Here is a 16,032-nt window from a genome sequence, read left to right on the forward strand (position 1 = left end):
AAATAACGGCGTGACAAAACGTGACCGAAAACGCGACAATCCGTGATTCTAAAGGGTTGCGAGGTAGTCGTAAAGGTTAACGTGTTCAGGAATAGACATTTTATCGGATAGTCTTTCCTTGCGTTTCCTGCACGCTTCTACGGTAATGTTGAGCATGGATGCGATCTCCTTATTGCTCAAATTCATATAAATGTAAGACAGGAAACGGATGTCGTTTGCCGTAAGGTTCGCGTGCTTGGTCTTGAGTGCGTTCAAAAACGTGTGGTTGACCTCTTCGAAGTGCGTGATGAAGTCGTCCCATTGGCCATCGGACTTCAAATGTTTCTTGAGCGAATCGATACGTGTCGACAGGACTTTGTCTTCTGAAAGTTGCGGGATTTTCGAAAGTTCCGAAAGTACTTCCTCGATCATCTCGTTACGTCCCGATAAATACAAGGCTTTGGCCGAAAGCTTGCGGTTGCGCGCTTCGAGTTCGTTTTTGAGGCGTTCCTGTTCGAGCAAGGCCGTCGTTTCGTTTTCCTTTGACAGTTTTTCAAGCAACAGATGTTCGTTCTTTTCCTTTTCGAGTTCGAGATACAGGATTTGCTGATTGCGCTCGGCAATGAGTTTCTTTTGCTTGTGTTTGATCGAACGGTTGCGCAACGACCAGATCACCAAAGCCAAAATGACAAGGATGATCGCCGTAATCGAATAGAAAATACGACGTTCGTTCGTGATTTTCGCTTCTTTCAAAACGAGTTCGTTCTGATAATTTTTGATTTCGAACTTCGCCTTGTTGGTCTCGAGCAATTTCCCGTTTTTGATGGCTTCGAGCTGGCTGTTAATCTTGATGATGGAATCCTTGCAAACGAGCGCCTTATCGAAGCGCTTGGCCCTGAAGTGAAGGTCCGAAAGCATATCAAAAAGCGTAATCTTGGTTTCGAGGTTGGGTTTAGAAGCAATGAGAAGGTTCAGGTATTTTTCGGCCTGCGGCAGGTTGTTTTCCTTGAGGAACGATTTTCCGGCGATAATCAACGATGAGGTTTTGGCGTCTTCGAAAGCCGAGTTTTTTATCGAATCGTAAATCTGTAATGCAGAAGTACGTGCTTCACTCCATCGGCCTTGCTGGTACTCGCTTTCTGCCATGCCTACTTTGGCCATGGCAGAAAATTCGGGCTGGTTTTTGAGCAACGGAATCGCCTCGAGAAAATAATCGCGCGCTATTTGAGGTTTGTGGACTTCGTTGGCGACATTGCCCAGATTCATCGCATACAAGCCAATCTTGAGCTTGTCGTTGTTTTCTTTGGCGATGTTATAGGCTTTACCGAAATATTCGTCGGCCTTGTCGAATTTCTTTTCCTTCGAATACAAAATCGCGATATTATTGAGCACGATCATCTCGAATTTGGGTTGAAGCTTTCTGATCGCCAATGTGTAAGCTTCGAGATAATGATCGAGTGCTTCGCCGTATTCCAAAAGGATGTAGTAATTCGCGCCAATATTGTTGATTGCAAGGAATTCCTGCTCTGGCCAGTTCTGCTTGTGCGCGATAGATTTGGCTTCGGCAAGCAATTCCAACGATTTGGCGTGCTGTTGGTTCTGCATCGCCTTGACGCCTTTCACGATCAGCGAATCGCAGTCTTGCCGGGTTTGACCCCAAGCGGCGGTTTGCGCCAAAAGGCACGCAAATACGAATGATAAGACAACACGGATGAAAGGCATTTGTTCGGATGGTTTGCCCAAAGTTACGAAAGCCTGTAAAAAAGAAAGCTCTCCTTTCGGAAAGCCTTCACCTATATGATAAAACGAATTAAACCAATTTTTTGCCGGCGGCCTCTAGATTGCGGTCGATCGTGTGTCCTGGACGCGTCCATCTTGGTTTTTCGCCAAGCGATTCGAATTGTGAATCTTGTGCTTCTACCGTTTGTGGCTGCATTTTTTTGATGAATGGTTTTTGTGCGACCAAACCGAGCATTTCGAACATTTTCATGTCTTCGTTCACGTCCGGGTTCGGTGTCGTAAGCAATTTGTCTCCGGCGAAAATAGAGTTGGCGCCTGCAAAGAAGCACATTGCTTGTCCTTCGCGCGACATATTGGTTCTTCCCGCAGAAAGGCGCACTTGGGTTTCGGGCATCACGATCCTTGTCGTGGCGACCATTCGGATCATTTCCCAGATCTCGACCGGTTTTTCATCTTCCATCGGAGTTCCTTCAACTGCTACAAGCGCATTGATCGGCACCGATTCCGGTTGCGGGTTCAAAGTCGCCAAAGCAACGAGCATTCCGGCGCGGTCTTCGATGCTTTCGCCCATTCCGATGATTCCGCCTGAACAAACCGTTACGTTCGTTTTACGCACGTTTTCGATCGTTTGCAAACGGTCTTCGAAACCGCGTGTCGAAATGACTTCCTTATAATATTCTTCTGAAGTGTCGAGGTTGTGGTTGTAGGCGTACAAACCGGCTTCGGCCAAACGATGCGCCTGATTTTCGGTAAGCATGCCAAGTGTACAGCAAACTTCCATATCCAATTTGTTGATGGTACGCACCATTTCGAGCACCTGGTCGAATTCAGGGCCGTCTTTCACGTTTCTCCAAGCCGCTCCCATGCAAACGCGTGAAGATCCACTGGCTTTGGCACGCAATGCCTGGGCTTTCACATGGTTTACGGTCATAAGGTCGTTTCCTTCTACATTGGTATGGTAACGGGCTGCCTGCGGACAATAACCGCAATCTTCGGGACATCCTCCGGTTTTGATCGATAAAAGCGTAGAGACTTGCACCACGTTCGGGTCGTGGTTTTGACGGTGAACCGAGGCCGCTTCAAAAAGCAGGTCCATCAAGGGCTTGTTGTACAGGGCGATGATTTCTTCCTTCGTCCAATCGTGTTTGGTTTGGGTCATAAGGCCTGGTTTTGTTTGCTCCAAAAGTAGGGAATTCTTCTTTAAGTAGGGCAGAAGGCCGCTGCAAAACGGGAAAGTATCGGGCATAAAAAAACCTGCAATCGCTACAAGGGGTTGAATTGCAGGTATCTGTATGTTTAAAGATGCTTAATCGACGCGATTGATGACCTCTACCTTGTCTTTCCAATATTGCATCAAACAGAAAGAAACGATCAGCGAGGCCGCTGTGGACTCGAACAAAAGACCGATACAGTATTGTTGGATGGTCAGGTCGCCTCCTCCGAAAATGAAGTTTTCCGCAAGGTTCTTAAGGAAAGGCTCGCCACCTTTGATGTAAATGTACGTGAGCAAACTGGCAATGCTTAAAATCGCCCCAATCATAGACGTGATGATCGCCGATAGCAAGTTCGTGTTGTAGCCGCGGATGCCGTCCTGATAATTGGCCCGAATCGTTCGGTTGACACCGTAAATCACAAAAAGGACGTTCAGAAGCCGCAAGTAGAACACATCCGATAAGCCAAGCAGCTCAAGGATGATGAAGTAAAGTCCGATTCCAAGAAAAATAATGAAACCGTTGGTGAGTTCTCTGGTAAATTTCATGGTTATGGTTTTTTAGTTAGCCCGATATAGGTCGGAAATGTTAGACAAAATCCTATTGATGGTGTCTATCAAATTTAACTAAAAAATTACGGATTTTTCAACGGGAAATCTACTTTAATATAATTTTAGTAGTTGAAATGACTTCGTTCACGGAATCGGCTTCCAGTGCTCGTCGTACAGCAATATCCAGTCGTTGTGGGCGAAAATATCCCATTTTGCGGCGGCCATATCTACTTTCGGATCGACGAGTTCGTGATAACCCGAATCGTTTACGGCTACTTTTCCCGTCACGAAAACGCTCACGTCTTTGCCTTTTTCGGCGTATTCCTTCTTGATGCGTTGCGCCATTTGCCAGATGCCGTCGGGCTTGGTCGTGGCAAAATGCTGTTGTTTGTTCGACAACCTGTAAAGCGGATAGAAACTTTTCGAATGCGTCTTTTTATCGACGACTTCAAACTGTGCGTAGCCGTATCGCTGCCGCAGCATCATGCGCCAACTCAAACGGTGGCCTTCCTCGGTCCAGAGCACGTCGCCTTTGATCGCGAAATGGCGCAGCGGCAATAAAATTTGAATGATGAAATACGGCACGAACACATAAGCCAGAAGCGATTTGTGGCCTTTGATTATGGTATTCGGGTCGGCTACGGGTTTTTTCCTGAAAAACAGTTTTCGAATGCTGTCTGCCGGATAGAAAAAAACGATGAAACTCAACGCGAAAAACGGGAAAATCCCGATTTGCAACACGATCGAATTGAAAATGTGGAAAATGATCGAACAGATAAAAGCGATCGTGCGCGTGCGTTTCCACAAAAACAGCGGAATCACGACGAAATCGAAAACCATGCCCGACCAAGCGATGAACAAATGGAACCAATGCTTCGAAAATAAGTTCATCATGAATGGGAGATGGTCTGTGCCTCCCAAAAGCAATTTGATGAACGTGCCGTCTACCCAATCGGGCGTGAGTTTGGAAACCGTCGCGAAAAAATACACGACGGCCATTTGAACGATCATGACCCACGAATACCATTGCGGCATCGAGAGTTCTTTGATGGCGGGATTTCTTTTGACATCTAACGATGCATATCGGTTCGCGGGCAAAAGCCACATGATCATGCAAACCAGCAACAGCAAGTAATAATGGTTGTTGTATGATTCCTTTTGCATGAAGTAAACGCCCGCCCATAGAATCGTGTAAAGACCTAAAGTGAGCCGGTAGCGATAACCGAGCATGACCAGAAGCCCCAGAATGCCCATCGTCAAAAAGTAAAAATACATGCCGTTTCCGGGCAAAGGCTGCAACCATTCAAGCCCGATATGTGAAAACGTGAACTCGGGTTTTATGAAAATCGATTTGACCCAGCCCGTCAAAATTGCGCCGATAGCTTCGGTAAACAGCAGGAATCCCAAAAAAATCCGGAACGCGATCAAAGGTGCGTTGTCTATCGGCCGGAATAATTTTTGGGTAAAAGTCATCTGTGTTTGAAATATTCGATCGTGGCGATACGGTCTTTGGCCAGTTCTTGTTTGAGGATTTCGATCGAAGCGAACTTTTCTTCGTTTCTCAATCTGTGTAAAATGGAAACTTTGAGCTCTTTTCCGTAAAGATCGCCATCGAAATCGAGGAAATTGACCTCTACCGACAAGTCCTGTCCGCCAACGGTCGGGTTCGTGCCGATGTTCATCATGCCTTTGAAATGCTTTCCGTCGATGATGCTTTCCACTACGTAAACACCTTGTTTCGGGATCAGTTTATACGGTTCGCTTACGTCGAGATTGGCTGTCGGAAATCCGATGGTGCGCCCGAGTTGCTTTCCCTTGACGACGGTTGCGGTCAAAAAGTAATCGTAGCCGAGATACTGATTGGCCAGTGCCATGTTTCCGTTCAAAAGCGCTTCCCTGATTTTCGTGGAACTCACCGACACTTCGTCTATTTCTTCGGCCGAAAGCTGCTCTACACCAAAACCGTAAATATGCCCGTATTCGACAAGGTCGTCTATCGTGGCCGTACGGTTTCTACCAAATCGATGGTCATGCCCGATGATGATTTTGCAGATATTGAACCTGTCCACGAGTACGGTCTTGACGAATTCTTCGGCCGTGAGTCGGGAAAAGGCTTTGTCGAACGGATGGATGACGAGATTTTCAAGCCCGGCCTGCTCAAGAAGCTCAGCCTTTTCGGGCATCGTATTGAGCAATTTTATTTCGGAATCCGACTGCAATACCATTCGCGGATGCGGGAAAAAAGTAAGGATGACGCTTTCGCATTTCTGTTCTTCGGACGTCTGTAAAAGGCGCGCGATTATTTTTCGGTGACCGATGTGCACACCGTCGAATGTGCCCAAAGTCAATATGGTTTTTCCGACAGGAACGAAATCCTCGATGGAATGTACGATTTTCAAAACGTAAAGATTTATTGCAAATGTAGCGGGAGTTTAAACCGCAAACAAAAGGCGATTGTAATTTTCGGAAATAAAATCAATTTTCCTCAATTTTTCGTCGAAATCATTCCCAAAAAGACATGAAAAATAGTGCGTAAACAAAATAAAATGCTATTTTTGTTTACTTACCATAACTATGATAAAATGAAAAAAACACTACTAATTTTAGCTTTGGCGGTGACTGTTGGGCAAGTGAGTGCCCAAAAAAGTTCGTCATGGACCAAGGTCGCGGCAAGCAAAGCCAGCGGTCTTGAACGGATTAGGCAGGTAGCCCCGTCCGAAGAGCAAAACCTGTATCAGGTGAACACGACTTTGCTAAGGCAAACCTTGCAAGGTGTAGAAAACCGTTGGTCTGGAAAACAGGGCGTCGTAATTCAAATCCCGAACATGGACGGCGCGATGGAGCGTTACCAGGTGTGGGAGAATTCGAACTTCGCTCCCGAACTTCAGGCACAATTTCCCGAAATCAGGGCTTACGTGGGTAAAGGATTGACCGATCCTACAGCGGTAATCCACTTCAGCCTTAGTCCGAAAGGTATTCAAACTATGGTAATGCGTGCCGATCGCGGTACCGAATTCATCGAACCTTTCACTACAGACCGCAACGTATATGTGATTTTTGATTCGAAGACGCGTCGCCCGGGACGTTTGCCTTTAGCATGTACTACCGAAGACGTGGCCATCAACGATGAATTGGCACGAAACAACGCAACGGCTTTGGCCAATAACGGAATTTATAAAACAATGAGATTGGCGCTGTCGTGTACAGGTGAATATACCGTATACCACGGCGGACAGGTTTCTGATGCGCTTGATGCAATGAACGCCACTATGACGCGTTGTAACGGAGTTTTTGAGAATGACTTCGCGCTTCACTTGAATATTATCGCCAACAACAGTGCGATTGTCTATACCAATGCGGCGACAGATCCTTATTCGCCGGCGGCGAACATGGGTAACTGGAATGCAGAGCTCCAAACTAACCTGAACACTACAATCGGCGCGGCAAATTACGACATCGGTCACCTTTTCGGAGCAAGTGGCGGCGGCGGTAATGCAGGTTGTATCGGATGCGTATGCGTCAATGCGACAAAAGGAAGAGGAATCACCTCGCCTGCAGATGCGATCCCGGAAGGAGATAATTTCGATATCGATTATGTTGCCCATGAAATGGGTCACCAATTGGGAGCGAACCATACCTTTTCGATGAATATTGAAGGCACTGGAGTGAATGTGGAGCCTGGAAGTGGGTCTACGATTATGGGGTACGCCGGAATTACGGGAGCGACCGATGTTCAGGCACATTCAGATGATTATTTCACTTACAGGAGCATCTTGCAAGTCCAGACGAACCTGGCGACCAAGACTTGTCCGGTTTCAACCCCGATGTCTAATGGTGCTCCGACCGTAAGCGCAGGATCAGATTACACGATTCCAAAAGGAACAGCTTACAAACTGACTGGGTCGGCAACCGATCCGAACGGAGATGCCCTTACGTATGCATGGGAACAAAACGACAGCGCGACCGATGCCGATACAGACGCCAACAGTTTCGCTTCACCGACGAAAGTTACAGGTCCGAACTTCCGCTCTTTGCCTCCGGTATCAGTGCCGGTGCGTTATATGCCGGCTTTCTCGAGCGTTTTGGCAGGAACTCTGAGCACGACATGGGAATCGGTAAACACCGTCGCCCGTACCCTTAACTTTACGCTTACCGCTTGGGACAATGTAGCCGGTGGAGGACAAACCAATACGGACGCCATGGTGGTAACGGTAAACGGAACTGCCGGGCCTTTTATCTTGACTGCGCCAACCTTGAACCAAAGCTGGGTTCAGGGCACATCGGAAACCATTACTTGGAACGTGGCGGGAACGACTGCAGCGCCTGTGAACACGGCTAACGTAAACATTTTGTTCTCTTCGGATGCAGGTGCGACCTGGACTACTTTGGCAGCGAACGTGGCTAACGACGGTTCGGAAACGATCACCGTTCCGAATGTGACCTCTACAAGCTGTTATATCATGGTTGAGGCGGTAGGCAACATCTTCTACGCGGTTTCGAGGTCTTTTGCTGTCGGGTATATCATTACCACAACGTGTAATACGTATACGAACAGTACTTCTTTGGTAATCCCAGACGGAACTGGTGCGAACACACCAGGCGCGACCGTCAGCAATACGATTGTCGTTCCCGCTTTGACGGGTACGATTTCAGATGTGAATGTCGGACTTAACGTGACGCATACATATCCGAACGACCTTGTTTTAGGCGTTACACACCCAGACGCTACCCAATCTTTGGTGTGGAACCGCGCTTGTGCAGGAAACAACAACTTCAATGTGACCTTGAGCGATGGCGGAGCCACATTCACTTGCGTCGCCAACATGACCGGTACTTTTGCGCCGTCTTCACCGCTTTCTGTTTTCAACGGTAAGACCCAGGGAGGAACCTGGACGCTATCTGCGGCAGACTTCTGGAATGAAGACATAGGAAACGTGAACTCATGGTTCCTTGAAATCTGTACACAAACGGCTCAATTGGCCACGCCAAGCTTCGGTTTGACCGATTTCGCGATCTATCCGAACCCGAACAGCGGAAACTTCACGATCCAGTTCACGCCGACAGGAACAAAAGACGTTTCGGTTGCTGTACACGATCTGAGAGGACGTCAGGTATTCGAGAAAAAGTATTCGAATTCGGGCATTTTCGAACAGAACATCCAATTGAACCAGGTACAATCGGGCGTTTATTTGGTGACTGTTCAAGAAGGCGAACATAAAGAGGTTCGAAAAATCGTCATCAACTGATTGATTTTTAAATAATTTGAAGCGGTTCCATTTTTGGGACCGCTTTTTTATTTTACCAAGATCCGGATTAGGACGAAAATGAATTTCGGCGGTGTTAAAACCTATAAAATTTGACAATTCGTTCATCTCGAAGTAACATATTAACAACTTAGCCGTCAAAACCTATTTTAAGTCCAACAAAAAACCAATACATTTGGGAAAAATTAAACTATAATGAAAAAAACCTTACTATGTTTAGCATTGGCCCTTTCTTTCGGAAGCCTTTCGGCTCAAAAAGGATCGCCATGGCAAAAGGTGGGCACGGATAAGCTTTCTGGGCGTCAGGCCATCAGAACAGGCGATATTCCGGAAAACCAACGCCTTTACCAAATCAATCAGGCTCAATTTACCGCCGCTCTTGCTTCGGCAACAGATAAATTTTCTGGACAAGCGGGAGTAGAAATTTCAATTCCGAATTCAGCCGGACAACTCGAGCGTTTCCTCGTTTGGGAAAATTCGAACTTCGATGCAGAACTTCAGGCGCAATACCCGAACATCCGCGCTTATGTCGGAAAAGGAATTACAGATCCTACCGCACAATTGAACTTGAGCGTTTCTCCAAAAGGAGTAAAAACGATGCTTCTTCGTGCCGACAGAAAATCTGAATTCATCGAGCCGTACACTACAGACCGTTCAGTTTATGTGGTAAAAGGAGCTGAGTCAAGAAGCCACGCAAGCCTTCCTTGGGTTTGTAGCACAGACGACGTAGCTCTTAACCAACAGTTGAACACAGAAGTGATGCGTTCGAACAACCAATCGTACAAAACAATGCGTTTGGCCTTGTCATGTAACGCTGAATACACCATCTATCACGGCGGACAGGTTTCTGATGCACTTGATGCGATGAACGCCACGATGACCCGTGTTAACGGTATCATGGAAAAGGATTTGTCGATTCACCTTAACATTATCGCTTCGTCGAGTTCGGTAATCTTTACCAACGCCACAACGGATCCGTATACTCCTTTCGATTCAGGAAACGGTATCGATGACTGGAACCAACAGTTGCAAACGACGTTGACCAACTCTATCGGAAATGCCAATTACGATATCGGACACATGTTCGGTTCGAATGGCGGCGGTGGAAATGCCGGTTGTATCGGGTGCGTTTGCGTTAACCCGACAATTGGTAATCCACTAGGGAAAGGAAGCGGAATCACGTCTCCTGCCGATGGTATACCGGAAGGTGATAACTTCGACGTAGATTACGTTGTTCACGAAATGGGTCACCAAATGGGAGGAAATCACACGTTCTCGTTTTCGACTGAAAACAACGCAGTGAACGTTGAACCAGGAAGTGGTTCGACCATTATGGCCTATGCCGGAATTACAGGTGCTACAGACGTTCAGGCGCATTCAGATCCTTACTTCACTTACAGAAGTATCTTGCAGATCCAAACTAACATGGCGACAAAAACTTGTCCGGTTAGCACGCCAATCGCGAATACGCCTCCAACTATCAACGCTGGTGCCGATTTCACGATTCCTAAAGGAACAGCTTTCATCTTGAAAGGAACTGGTTCCGATGCACAAGGTGACACGATCACTTACTGTTGGGAACAAAACGATGATGCTACGGTTGTAGGAGCTGCTGCTTCATATCCGTCGCCTACAAAAACAGACGGACCTAACTTCCGTTCGGTTAACCCTTCAACATCGCCTAACCGTTATATGCCGGCTTTCTCAAGCGTTTTGGCAGGTAACTTGACTACAATGTGGGAAACCGTTTCTACTGTTGCGCGTACTATGAACTTTACCCTTACGGGAAGAGACAGCAACGGTCCGACGTCTTCACAGACCCAAACAGATGCAATGATCGTTACCGTTAACGCTACTGCAGGACCTTTCCAGGTGACTTATCCGAATATCGCAAACGAAACTTGGCTCCAGAATACGGCCAAAACCGTTACTTGGGATGTTGCAGGGACAACTGGAAACGGAATCAACACATCTAACGTAAACATCTTGTTCTCGTCTGATGCCGGTGCTACTTTCACGACTTTGGTTGCCAATACGCCAAACGACGGATCTGAAGCTATTACCGTTCCGAACGTAGCCGCTCCTTATTGCCGAATCATGATCGAGCCGGTAGGAAACATTTACTATGCGGTTTCTAAATCATTCGCTATCGGATACACCGTTACAGTTACCAATACTTGTAACACATATACAGGAACCGTTACGGCTGCTGCTGTAGCTGGTCCGGATACACAGTATGCCGTTCAGGGAACAGTAGACGTTCCGGATAACGTTACGATTTCAGATGTGAACTTGACCATCAATATCACGCACCCGAAAGTGAATGATTTGTACGTTGGTCTGGTCAAGCCGAACAGCACAGTAGTAGATTGCCAGATTTACACGCAAAGCTGCCCTACGCTGATCACTCAAAACATGGTTTGTACTTGGGATGATGCGGCTCCGACTTTGGCTTGTGCCACTCTTGGTGCAGGAAACTCTTACAAGCCGGCCAACCAGCTTCTTGAAGTGTTCAACGGAGGTCAGTCACAAGGTTTGTGGAGATTGGCAATCGCCGACGTAACTGCTGCCAACAGCGGTACTCTTAATAGCTGGTCTTTGCAGATTTGCTCTACTACGACTACTGTTACTTTGGCTACAGACAATTTCGAACTTACCGATTTCAGTCTTTATCCTAACCCGAACAACGGATCGTTCAACGTGAAATTCACTCCAGACGGAAGCAACGACATTAAAATCAATGTTCACGATATCCAGGGAAGAAGAATTTTGGCTAAAACGTATCCTGCAACAGGTGCATTCGAAGAAAACCTTCAATTGCAATCGGTTCAGTCAGGAGTTTACCTCGTTACCGTACAAAACGGTGCGAACAAGACGGTTAAACGCGTTGTGGTTCAATAATCACAAAACCATCATAGTTATAGAAAAGGGAGGCGAAAGCTTCCCTTTTTTATTTAGGTAATCGGTTGATTCCGAATAAATAAATAACCAAAATGTAACGTTTTTTATTTTTTTTGGTAGTTTTGACCCAACGACATGGCTATGAATAGACTTTTTACTTTAATGCTCGCATTGCTTTCTGTGGCTGTTTCGGCCCAGAAACGCTGTGGCACAAACGAAAGGATAGCCCAGTTGTCTAACGATCCCGAGTTCTTTGCGAGGCATCAGGCCATAACGCGTTATTTGAAGGATGCGCGTATGCACCAACGCAATCTGTCGGCTAACATGCCTAACGTTACAGTAACTATTCCTGTAGTATTTCACGTACTTTATAAGAACAACAACCAAAATATTTCGGAATCGCAGATAGAATCCCAACTCGCGGTCATGAACGCCGACTTCAGGCGACTCAACAGCGATTTTTCAAGCGTCGTCCCCGAACCGTTCCAATGTCATGGAGCCGACATGGAAATCTGTTTCGCAAAGGCCACGATCGCTCCCAACGGACAGCCCACCAACGGCATCACACGCAAACACGTCGACGAAGATTTCAATCTCGAAACCCAATATTATACAGAAGAAGGCCAACCGGCTTGGGATACGTCACACTATCTCAACGTATGGATCGGACGTTTCCCGACTTTCGGCTATCTTGGCTTCGCGACGCCTCCGGCTGCTGCAGGTCAAGCGTATGACGGTCTGTGTATTTCGTATAAATGCGTCGGAAGCATGGGTTCGGCAATTCCTCCGTACAACCAAGGACGCACGATTGTACACGAATTGGGCCATTACTTAGGGCTTTTGCATCCGTGGGGAGAAGATGAGTCGTCTTGTGGCGAAATGACGAACGACGACGGATTGGAAGACACGCCCGCCATCAACGATCCGCATTTCGGATGTCCGAGCTATCCCGAAAACAGCAACATGTGCAATCCCGATGAACACGGCGCGATGTTCATGAACTTTATGGACTATGTTGACGATGCGTGTATGGCTTTCTTTACAGATGACCAAAAATCGGTGGCACAAGCGACTTTGGCAGGACCGCGGTCGTCTTTGTTAGGCGTGCGCGAGATCATCTCCAATAGCGACATTTTGGTGTATCCGAATCCCGCCGATAAATACTTCGTCATCCATTCCGACAAGACGTATGTGGATAAGGTAGAAATCTATAACGCGAACGGCCAACTCAAAAAAGAGGCGACGCTCGATAAGGTCGAAAACGTGATTGGGCTTGAAAACCTGCCTCAAGGCGTATATTTCCTGAGGATTTACGCAAACGGCAAATTCCTTCGATCGGACAAAATCATCAAAAAATAAAAAACCCTCCATAATCGGAGGGTTTTTCTTTGCTAACCTTTATCAGAATTATTTACCGGCTTTTACCGAGTCGGTGAAGGTCTTATTGCTGTAAGTGGTCACGAACGTATAGTTTCCGTAGTTGACGTTGTCAAAGCTGAACATTTTGATCAGGCTTAACTCGGCCGGGAATGTCTGGCGGTACAATTCCGATCCGCTGTCGTCGAAAATCGCGATTTCTACAGGAGTTTTCTCGGTGTTGATGATGCTTAGGCTCACTCGATCGGTTCCTTTTTTGACGACCATAGGTTTTTTCACCTCGGCTTTCGCTTCTGTCGAAATTTTAGCCGAATTCGCGTCTATCGTAATCTCATAACGTGTGATTTTGTGAGCCGATTCCGCTTCGAGCGTATACGTTCCCGAAGGAAAAGCGTTGAGGTCGTATTTTCTGGAGATATGACCATCAGAATCGATGGTTTCCTGGAACAAAAGATCCTCGTTGTCTGCGAATATCGAGAGTTTGATGTTTTTTGCCTCAACAAGTGACAAGCTCACCGTTTTACCGTTAGTGTTCATGACGCGCAGCGAAAAATCTGCCGTGTTGGCAAATGCGGAAAAAGCCATCCCGAACAACATTGCCATAACCAATCCGAATTTCATGAAATTTTTCATAGTGCTTAAATTTTAGGTTGAACATTGATTTCAATGGTGTAAAATTAGAAAGATGACATAGGCGATGTTAGCAGCAAATGTTCAGATTTGTGTGCTGGATTAACATTAAATGACGTTAAATTAAGGTTAAATGGTAATTTAGTTCATATTATGGTTAATTTTGCACAGAAAGTACATTTTCGAACTGTGTAATTTTGTCATATGAAACCCGCATTAGAAGTCATAGAACCATCGTTCGGAAGCTCGTTTTACTATTCGAGGTTCGATGAGAAGGCCAACGTCAAATCGCACGTATGGCATTACCATCCCGAAATCGAGTTGGTTTACGTCAACGGAGGCTCGGGCAAGCGTCAAATCGGCAGCCATGTTTCCTATTATAACGACGGCGATTTGATCCTGATCGGAAGCAATTTGCCGCATTGCGGATTCACCGACGACCAAACGGGAAATACAAACGAGACCGTAATCCAGATGAAACCCGATTTTTTGGGAACGGCTTTTATGGGATTGCCCGAAATCAAAAACATCGGATTGCTTTTCAACGAAGCCAAGGGCGGTATCGCTTTCGGGCGCGAAACCATGGACAAGGTCGGCGCGCGAATCGAAGCCATGGAGCGTTTGCCTCAATTCGAAAGATTGATGGCGATGCTTTCGATCCTCAACGATTTGCATTTGGCAAAAGACATCAAAATCCTCAATGCCGCCGGATTTTCGATGGAAACCCAGGTTCAGGACAACGATCGCATCAATTCGGTGTTCAATCACGTGAAAGACAATTTCCAGAACCCGATCACGCTAGAGGAAATGGCCGATTTGGTCAGTATGACCGTTCCTTCGTTTTGCCGCTATTTCAAAAAAGTCACGAACAAGACCTTTACGCGATTCGTCAACGAATACCGCGTCGTGCACGCTTCGAAACTTTTGGCCGAAAAGCAGATCGGCATAACCGAAATCTGCTTCGAAAGCGGCTTCAACAACTTCAGCTATTTCAATAAGACGTTTAGGGAATTGACCGGAAAGAGCGCTTCGGAATATAGGAAGCAGTACCGTTCGGTAATCAATTAACGACTTTTGCGTATATTTCGGATAACGAAATCTGAACGCGAGTCATGAAAGCATTGGTCATCGGGGCAACGGGTGCAACGGGAAAAGATCTTGTCGAAACCTTGGCAAATGATACTTCGTATACGGAAGTCGTTTTGTTCGTGAGGCGCTTGAGCGGAAATAAGCATCCGAAAATCACCGAAGTGCTAACAGATTTCAATAACCCAGGATCGGTTTCCGATATCGTCCGCGGCGATGTATTGTTCTGCTGTCTCGGCACTACATTGCAAGCGGCGGGATCGAAAGAAAAACAATGGGAAATCGATTATGAAATTCCGGCCCGTTTCGCCGAAATCGCAAGTAAAAATAAGGTCAGTTCTGTCGTTTTGCTGTCGGCTTACGCAGCGAATCCGTCGAGCAATGTATTTTATTCGAGTATGAAAGGCAAGCTTGAAGAGCATTTCAGAAAACTATCGTTCGAACGATTGATTATCTTCAGGCCAGGATTGTTATTGCGCAAAGATACCGACAGATGGGGCGAGAAAGCTTCGGCTGCGGTACTTAAAATCGTGAATGCGGTAGGGCTTTTCAGTAAGTTCCGTCCGATGCCGACAAAAGTGCTCGCTGAAAAAATGGCAAAGGCTCCTAAAACTTTGAGCAGTGGCGAACAAATCGTGAGTTTGCAGCATATCTTCGATTACTAGCAACCTCTTGATCAACGATCACTTCCCGTTAAATCCGGTCATGGTATTTTCAAGTCCGGCAGTTCCGAAAGATTTGATCACTTCGACGGACATTTCGAGCCTTTCGGAAAGTTTCGCTTCCTCTTCTGGAGACCATTCGCCAAGTACGTAATTCACTTGTTGGCCTTTTTTGAATTCGTCCGAAATCCCGAAGCGGAAACGCGTGTAGTTTTGGGTATTCAAAACCAAATTGATATTTTTCAAACCATTGTGCCCGCCGTCGCTGCCTTTTGGCTTAATGCGGATCGTACCGAACGGCAGATTCAAATCGTCTGTAATCACCAAAACGTTCTCGAGCGGAATGTTTTCTTTCTGCATCCAGTATTGGACGGCTTTCCCGCTGAGGTTCATATACGTATTCGGTTTTAGCAGGATGAACTTCCTTCCTTTGAAACTGTATTCGGCTACCGCACCCAACTTTGCCGTTTCGAAAGACAAGCCTTCTTTTCGGGCGAGAAAATCCAGGACTTTGAATCCGATGTTGTGGCGCGTGTTCACATAATCGGCACCGATGTTGCCGAGACCGGCGATAAGGTATTTCTTCATGGGGTCAAAGTCGGCTTTTTGTTTAAAGAAAATATTGGTGAAA

The 16,032-nt window shown here is 46.5% G+C and carries 12 protein-coding genes; 5 read left to right on the plus strand and 7 right to left on the minus strand.

Annotated elements, in window-relative coordinates:
- Window positions 1-48: 48 nt before the first annotated feature.
- The 5 genes from HZF10_RS05495 to HZF10_RS05515 all read right to left on the minus strand — a co-directional run bounded on the left by HZF10_RS05495 (window position 49) and on the right by HZF10_RS05515 (window position 5,880).
- A complete protein-coding gene (locus HZF10_RS05495) occupies window positions 49-1,701 on the minus strand; it encodes a tetratricopeptide repeat protein (RefSeq protein ID WP_176005179.1) in 1,653 nt (550 codons plus the stop codon).
- Between the two features lie 88 nt (window positions 1,702-1,789).
- Window positions 1,790-2,878 (minus strand): biotin synthase BioB, encoded by a 1,089-nt coding sequence (gene bioB / locus HZF10_RS05500; protein ID WP_176005180.1) that lies wholly within the window; start codon window positions 2,876-2,878, stop codon window positions 1,790-1,792.
- Between the two features lie 147 nt (window positions 2,879-3,025).
- Window positions 3,026-3,478 (minus strand): hypothetical protein, encoded by a 453-nt coding sequence (locus tag HZF10_RS05505; RefSeq protein WP_176005181.1) that lies wholly within the window; start codon window positions 3,476-3,478, stop codon window positions 3,026-3,028.
- A gap of 147 nt (window positions 3,479-3,625) precedes the next feature.
- A complete protein-coding gene (locus HZF10_RS05510; RefSeq protein WP_176005182.1) occupies window positions 3,626-4,954 on the minus strand; it encodes an HTTM domain-containing protein in 1,329 nt (442 codons plus the stop codon).
- A complete protein-coding gene (locus HZF10_RS05515; RefSeq protein WP_176005183.1) occupies window positions 4,951-5,880 on the minus strand; it encodes a bifunctional riboflavin kinase/FAD synthetase in 930 nt (309 codons plus the stop codon). Before HZF10_RS05515 ends, HZF10_RS05510 begins: the two co-directional genes overlap by 4 nt.
- A gap of 183 nt (window positions 5,881-6,063) precedes the next feature.
- Between HZF10_RS05515 and HZF10_RS05520 the strand changes: the two genes are divergently transcribed.
- The 3 genes from HZF10_RS05520 (at window position 6,064) to HZF10_RS05530 (ending at window position 13,005) form a co-directional block, all read left to right on the plus strand.
- Window positions 6,064-8,727 carry a zinc-dependent metalloprotease gene (locus tag HZF10_RS05520; RefSeq protein ID WP_176005184.1) on the plus strand — a complete coding sequence of 888 codons (2,664 nt, stop codon included), beginning with the start codon at window positions 6,064-6,066 and terminating at the stop codon, window positions 8,725-8,727.
- Window positions 8,728-8,940: 213 nt separating this feature from the next.
- Window positions 8,941-11,646 (plus strand): zinc-dependent metalloprotease, encoded by a 2,706-nt coding sequence (locus tag HZF10_RS05525; protein WP_176005185.1) that lies wholly within the window; start codon window positions 8,941-8,943, stop codon window positions 11,644-11,646.
- A gap of 141 nt (window positions 11,647-11,787) precedes the next feature.
- Window positions 11,788-13,005, plus strand: a complete 1,218-nt coding sequence (locus HZF10_RS05530; RefSeq protein WP_176005186.1) for a zinc-dependent metalloprotease — start codon at window positions 11,788-11,790, stop codon at window positions 13,003-13,005.
- 48 nt (window positions 13,006-13,053) lie between these two features.
- Here HZF10_RS05530 and HZF10_RS05535 read toward each other — a convergent pair whose 3' ends face one another.
- Entirely contained in the window at window positions 13,054-13,656 is a 603-nt protein-coding gene (locus tag HZF10_RS05535; RefSeq protein WP_176005187.1) for a hypothetical protein, read from the minus strand.
- 201 nt (window positions 13,657-13,857) lie between these two features.
- On the opposite strand from HZF10_RS05535, the gene HZF10_RS05540 reads away from it, so the two are divergent.
- Window positions 13,858-14,721 (plus strand): AraC family transcriptional regulator, encoded by an 864-nt coding sequence (locus tag HZF10_RS05540; RefSeq protein ID WP_176005188.1) that lies wholly within the window; start codon window positions 13,858-13,860, stop codon window positions 14,719-14,721.
- A gap of 44 nt (window positions 14,722-14,765) precedes the next feature.
- Window positions 14,766-15,404 (plus strand): NAD(P)H-binding protein, encoded by a 639-nt coding sequence (locus tag HZF10_RS05545; protein WP_176005189.1) that lies wholly within the window; start codon window positions 14,766-14,768, stop codon window positions 15,402-15,404.
- Window positions 15,405-15,422: 18 nt separating this feature from the next.
- On the opposite strand, the gene pth is transcribed toward HZF10_RS05545, so the two are convergent.
- A complete protein-coding gene (pth, locus tag HZF10_RS05550; RefSeq protein ID WP_306454589.1) occupies window positions 15,423-15,989 on the minus strand; it encodes an aminoacyl-tRNA hydrolase in 567 nt (188 codons plus the stop codon).
- Between the last annotated feature and the right edge of the window lie 43 nt (window positions 15,990-16,032).

It is taken from the genome of Flavobacterium agri (assembly GCF_013401995.1).
Classification (GTDB): domain Bacteria; phylum Bacteroidota; class Bacteroidia; order Flavobacteriales; family Flavobacteriaceae; genus Flavobacterium; species Flavobacterium agri.

Coding starts and splice junctions, on each gene's coding strand:
- pth (WP_306454589.1), bottom strand. CDS start 15,989: ATGAAGAAATACCTTATCGCCGGTCTCGGCAACATCGGTGCCGATTAT.
- HZF10_RS05520 (WP_176005184.1), top strand. CDS start 6,064: ATGAAAAAAACACTACTAATTTTAGCTTTGGCGGTGACTGTTGGGCAA.
- HZF10_RS05530 (WP_176005186.1), top strand. CDS start 11,788: ATGAATAGACTTTTTACTTTAATGCTCGCATTGCTTTCTGTGGCTGTT.
- HZF10_RS05525 (WP_176005185.1), top strand. CDS start 8,941: ATGAAAAAAACCTTACTATGTTTAGCATTGGCCCTTTCTTTCGGAAGC.
- bioB (WP_176005180.1), bottom strand. CDS start 2,878: ATGACCCAAACCAAACACGATTGGACGAAGGAAGAAATCATCGCCCTG.
- HZF10_RS05540 (WP_176005188.1), top strand. CDS start 13,858: ATGAAACCCGCATTAGAAGTCATAGAACCATCGTTCGGAAGCTCGTTT.
- HZF10_RS05545 (WP_176005189.1), top strand. CDS start 14,766: ATGAAAGCATTGGTCATCGGGGCAACGGGTGCAACGGGAAAAGATCTT.
- HZF10_RS05505 (WP_176005181.1), bottom strand. CDS start 3,478: ATGAAATTTACCAGAGAACTCACCAACGGTTTCATTATTTTTCTTGGA.
- HZF10_RS05535 (WP_176005187.1), bottom strand. CDS start 13,656: ATGAAAAATTTCATGAAATTCGGATTGGTTATGGCAATGTTGTTCGGG.
- HZF10_RS05495 (WP_176005179.1), bottom strand. CDS start 1,701: ATGCCTTTCATCCGTGTTGTCTTATCATTCGTATTTGCGTGCCTTTTG.
- HZF10_RS05510 (WP_176005182.1), bottom strand. CDS start 4,954: ATGACTTTTACCCAAAAATTATTCCGGCCGATAGACAACGCACCTTTG.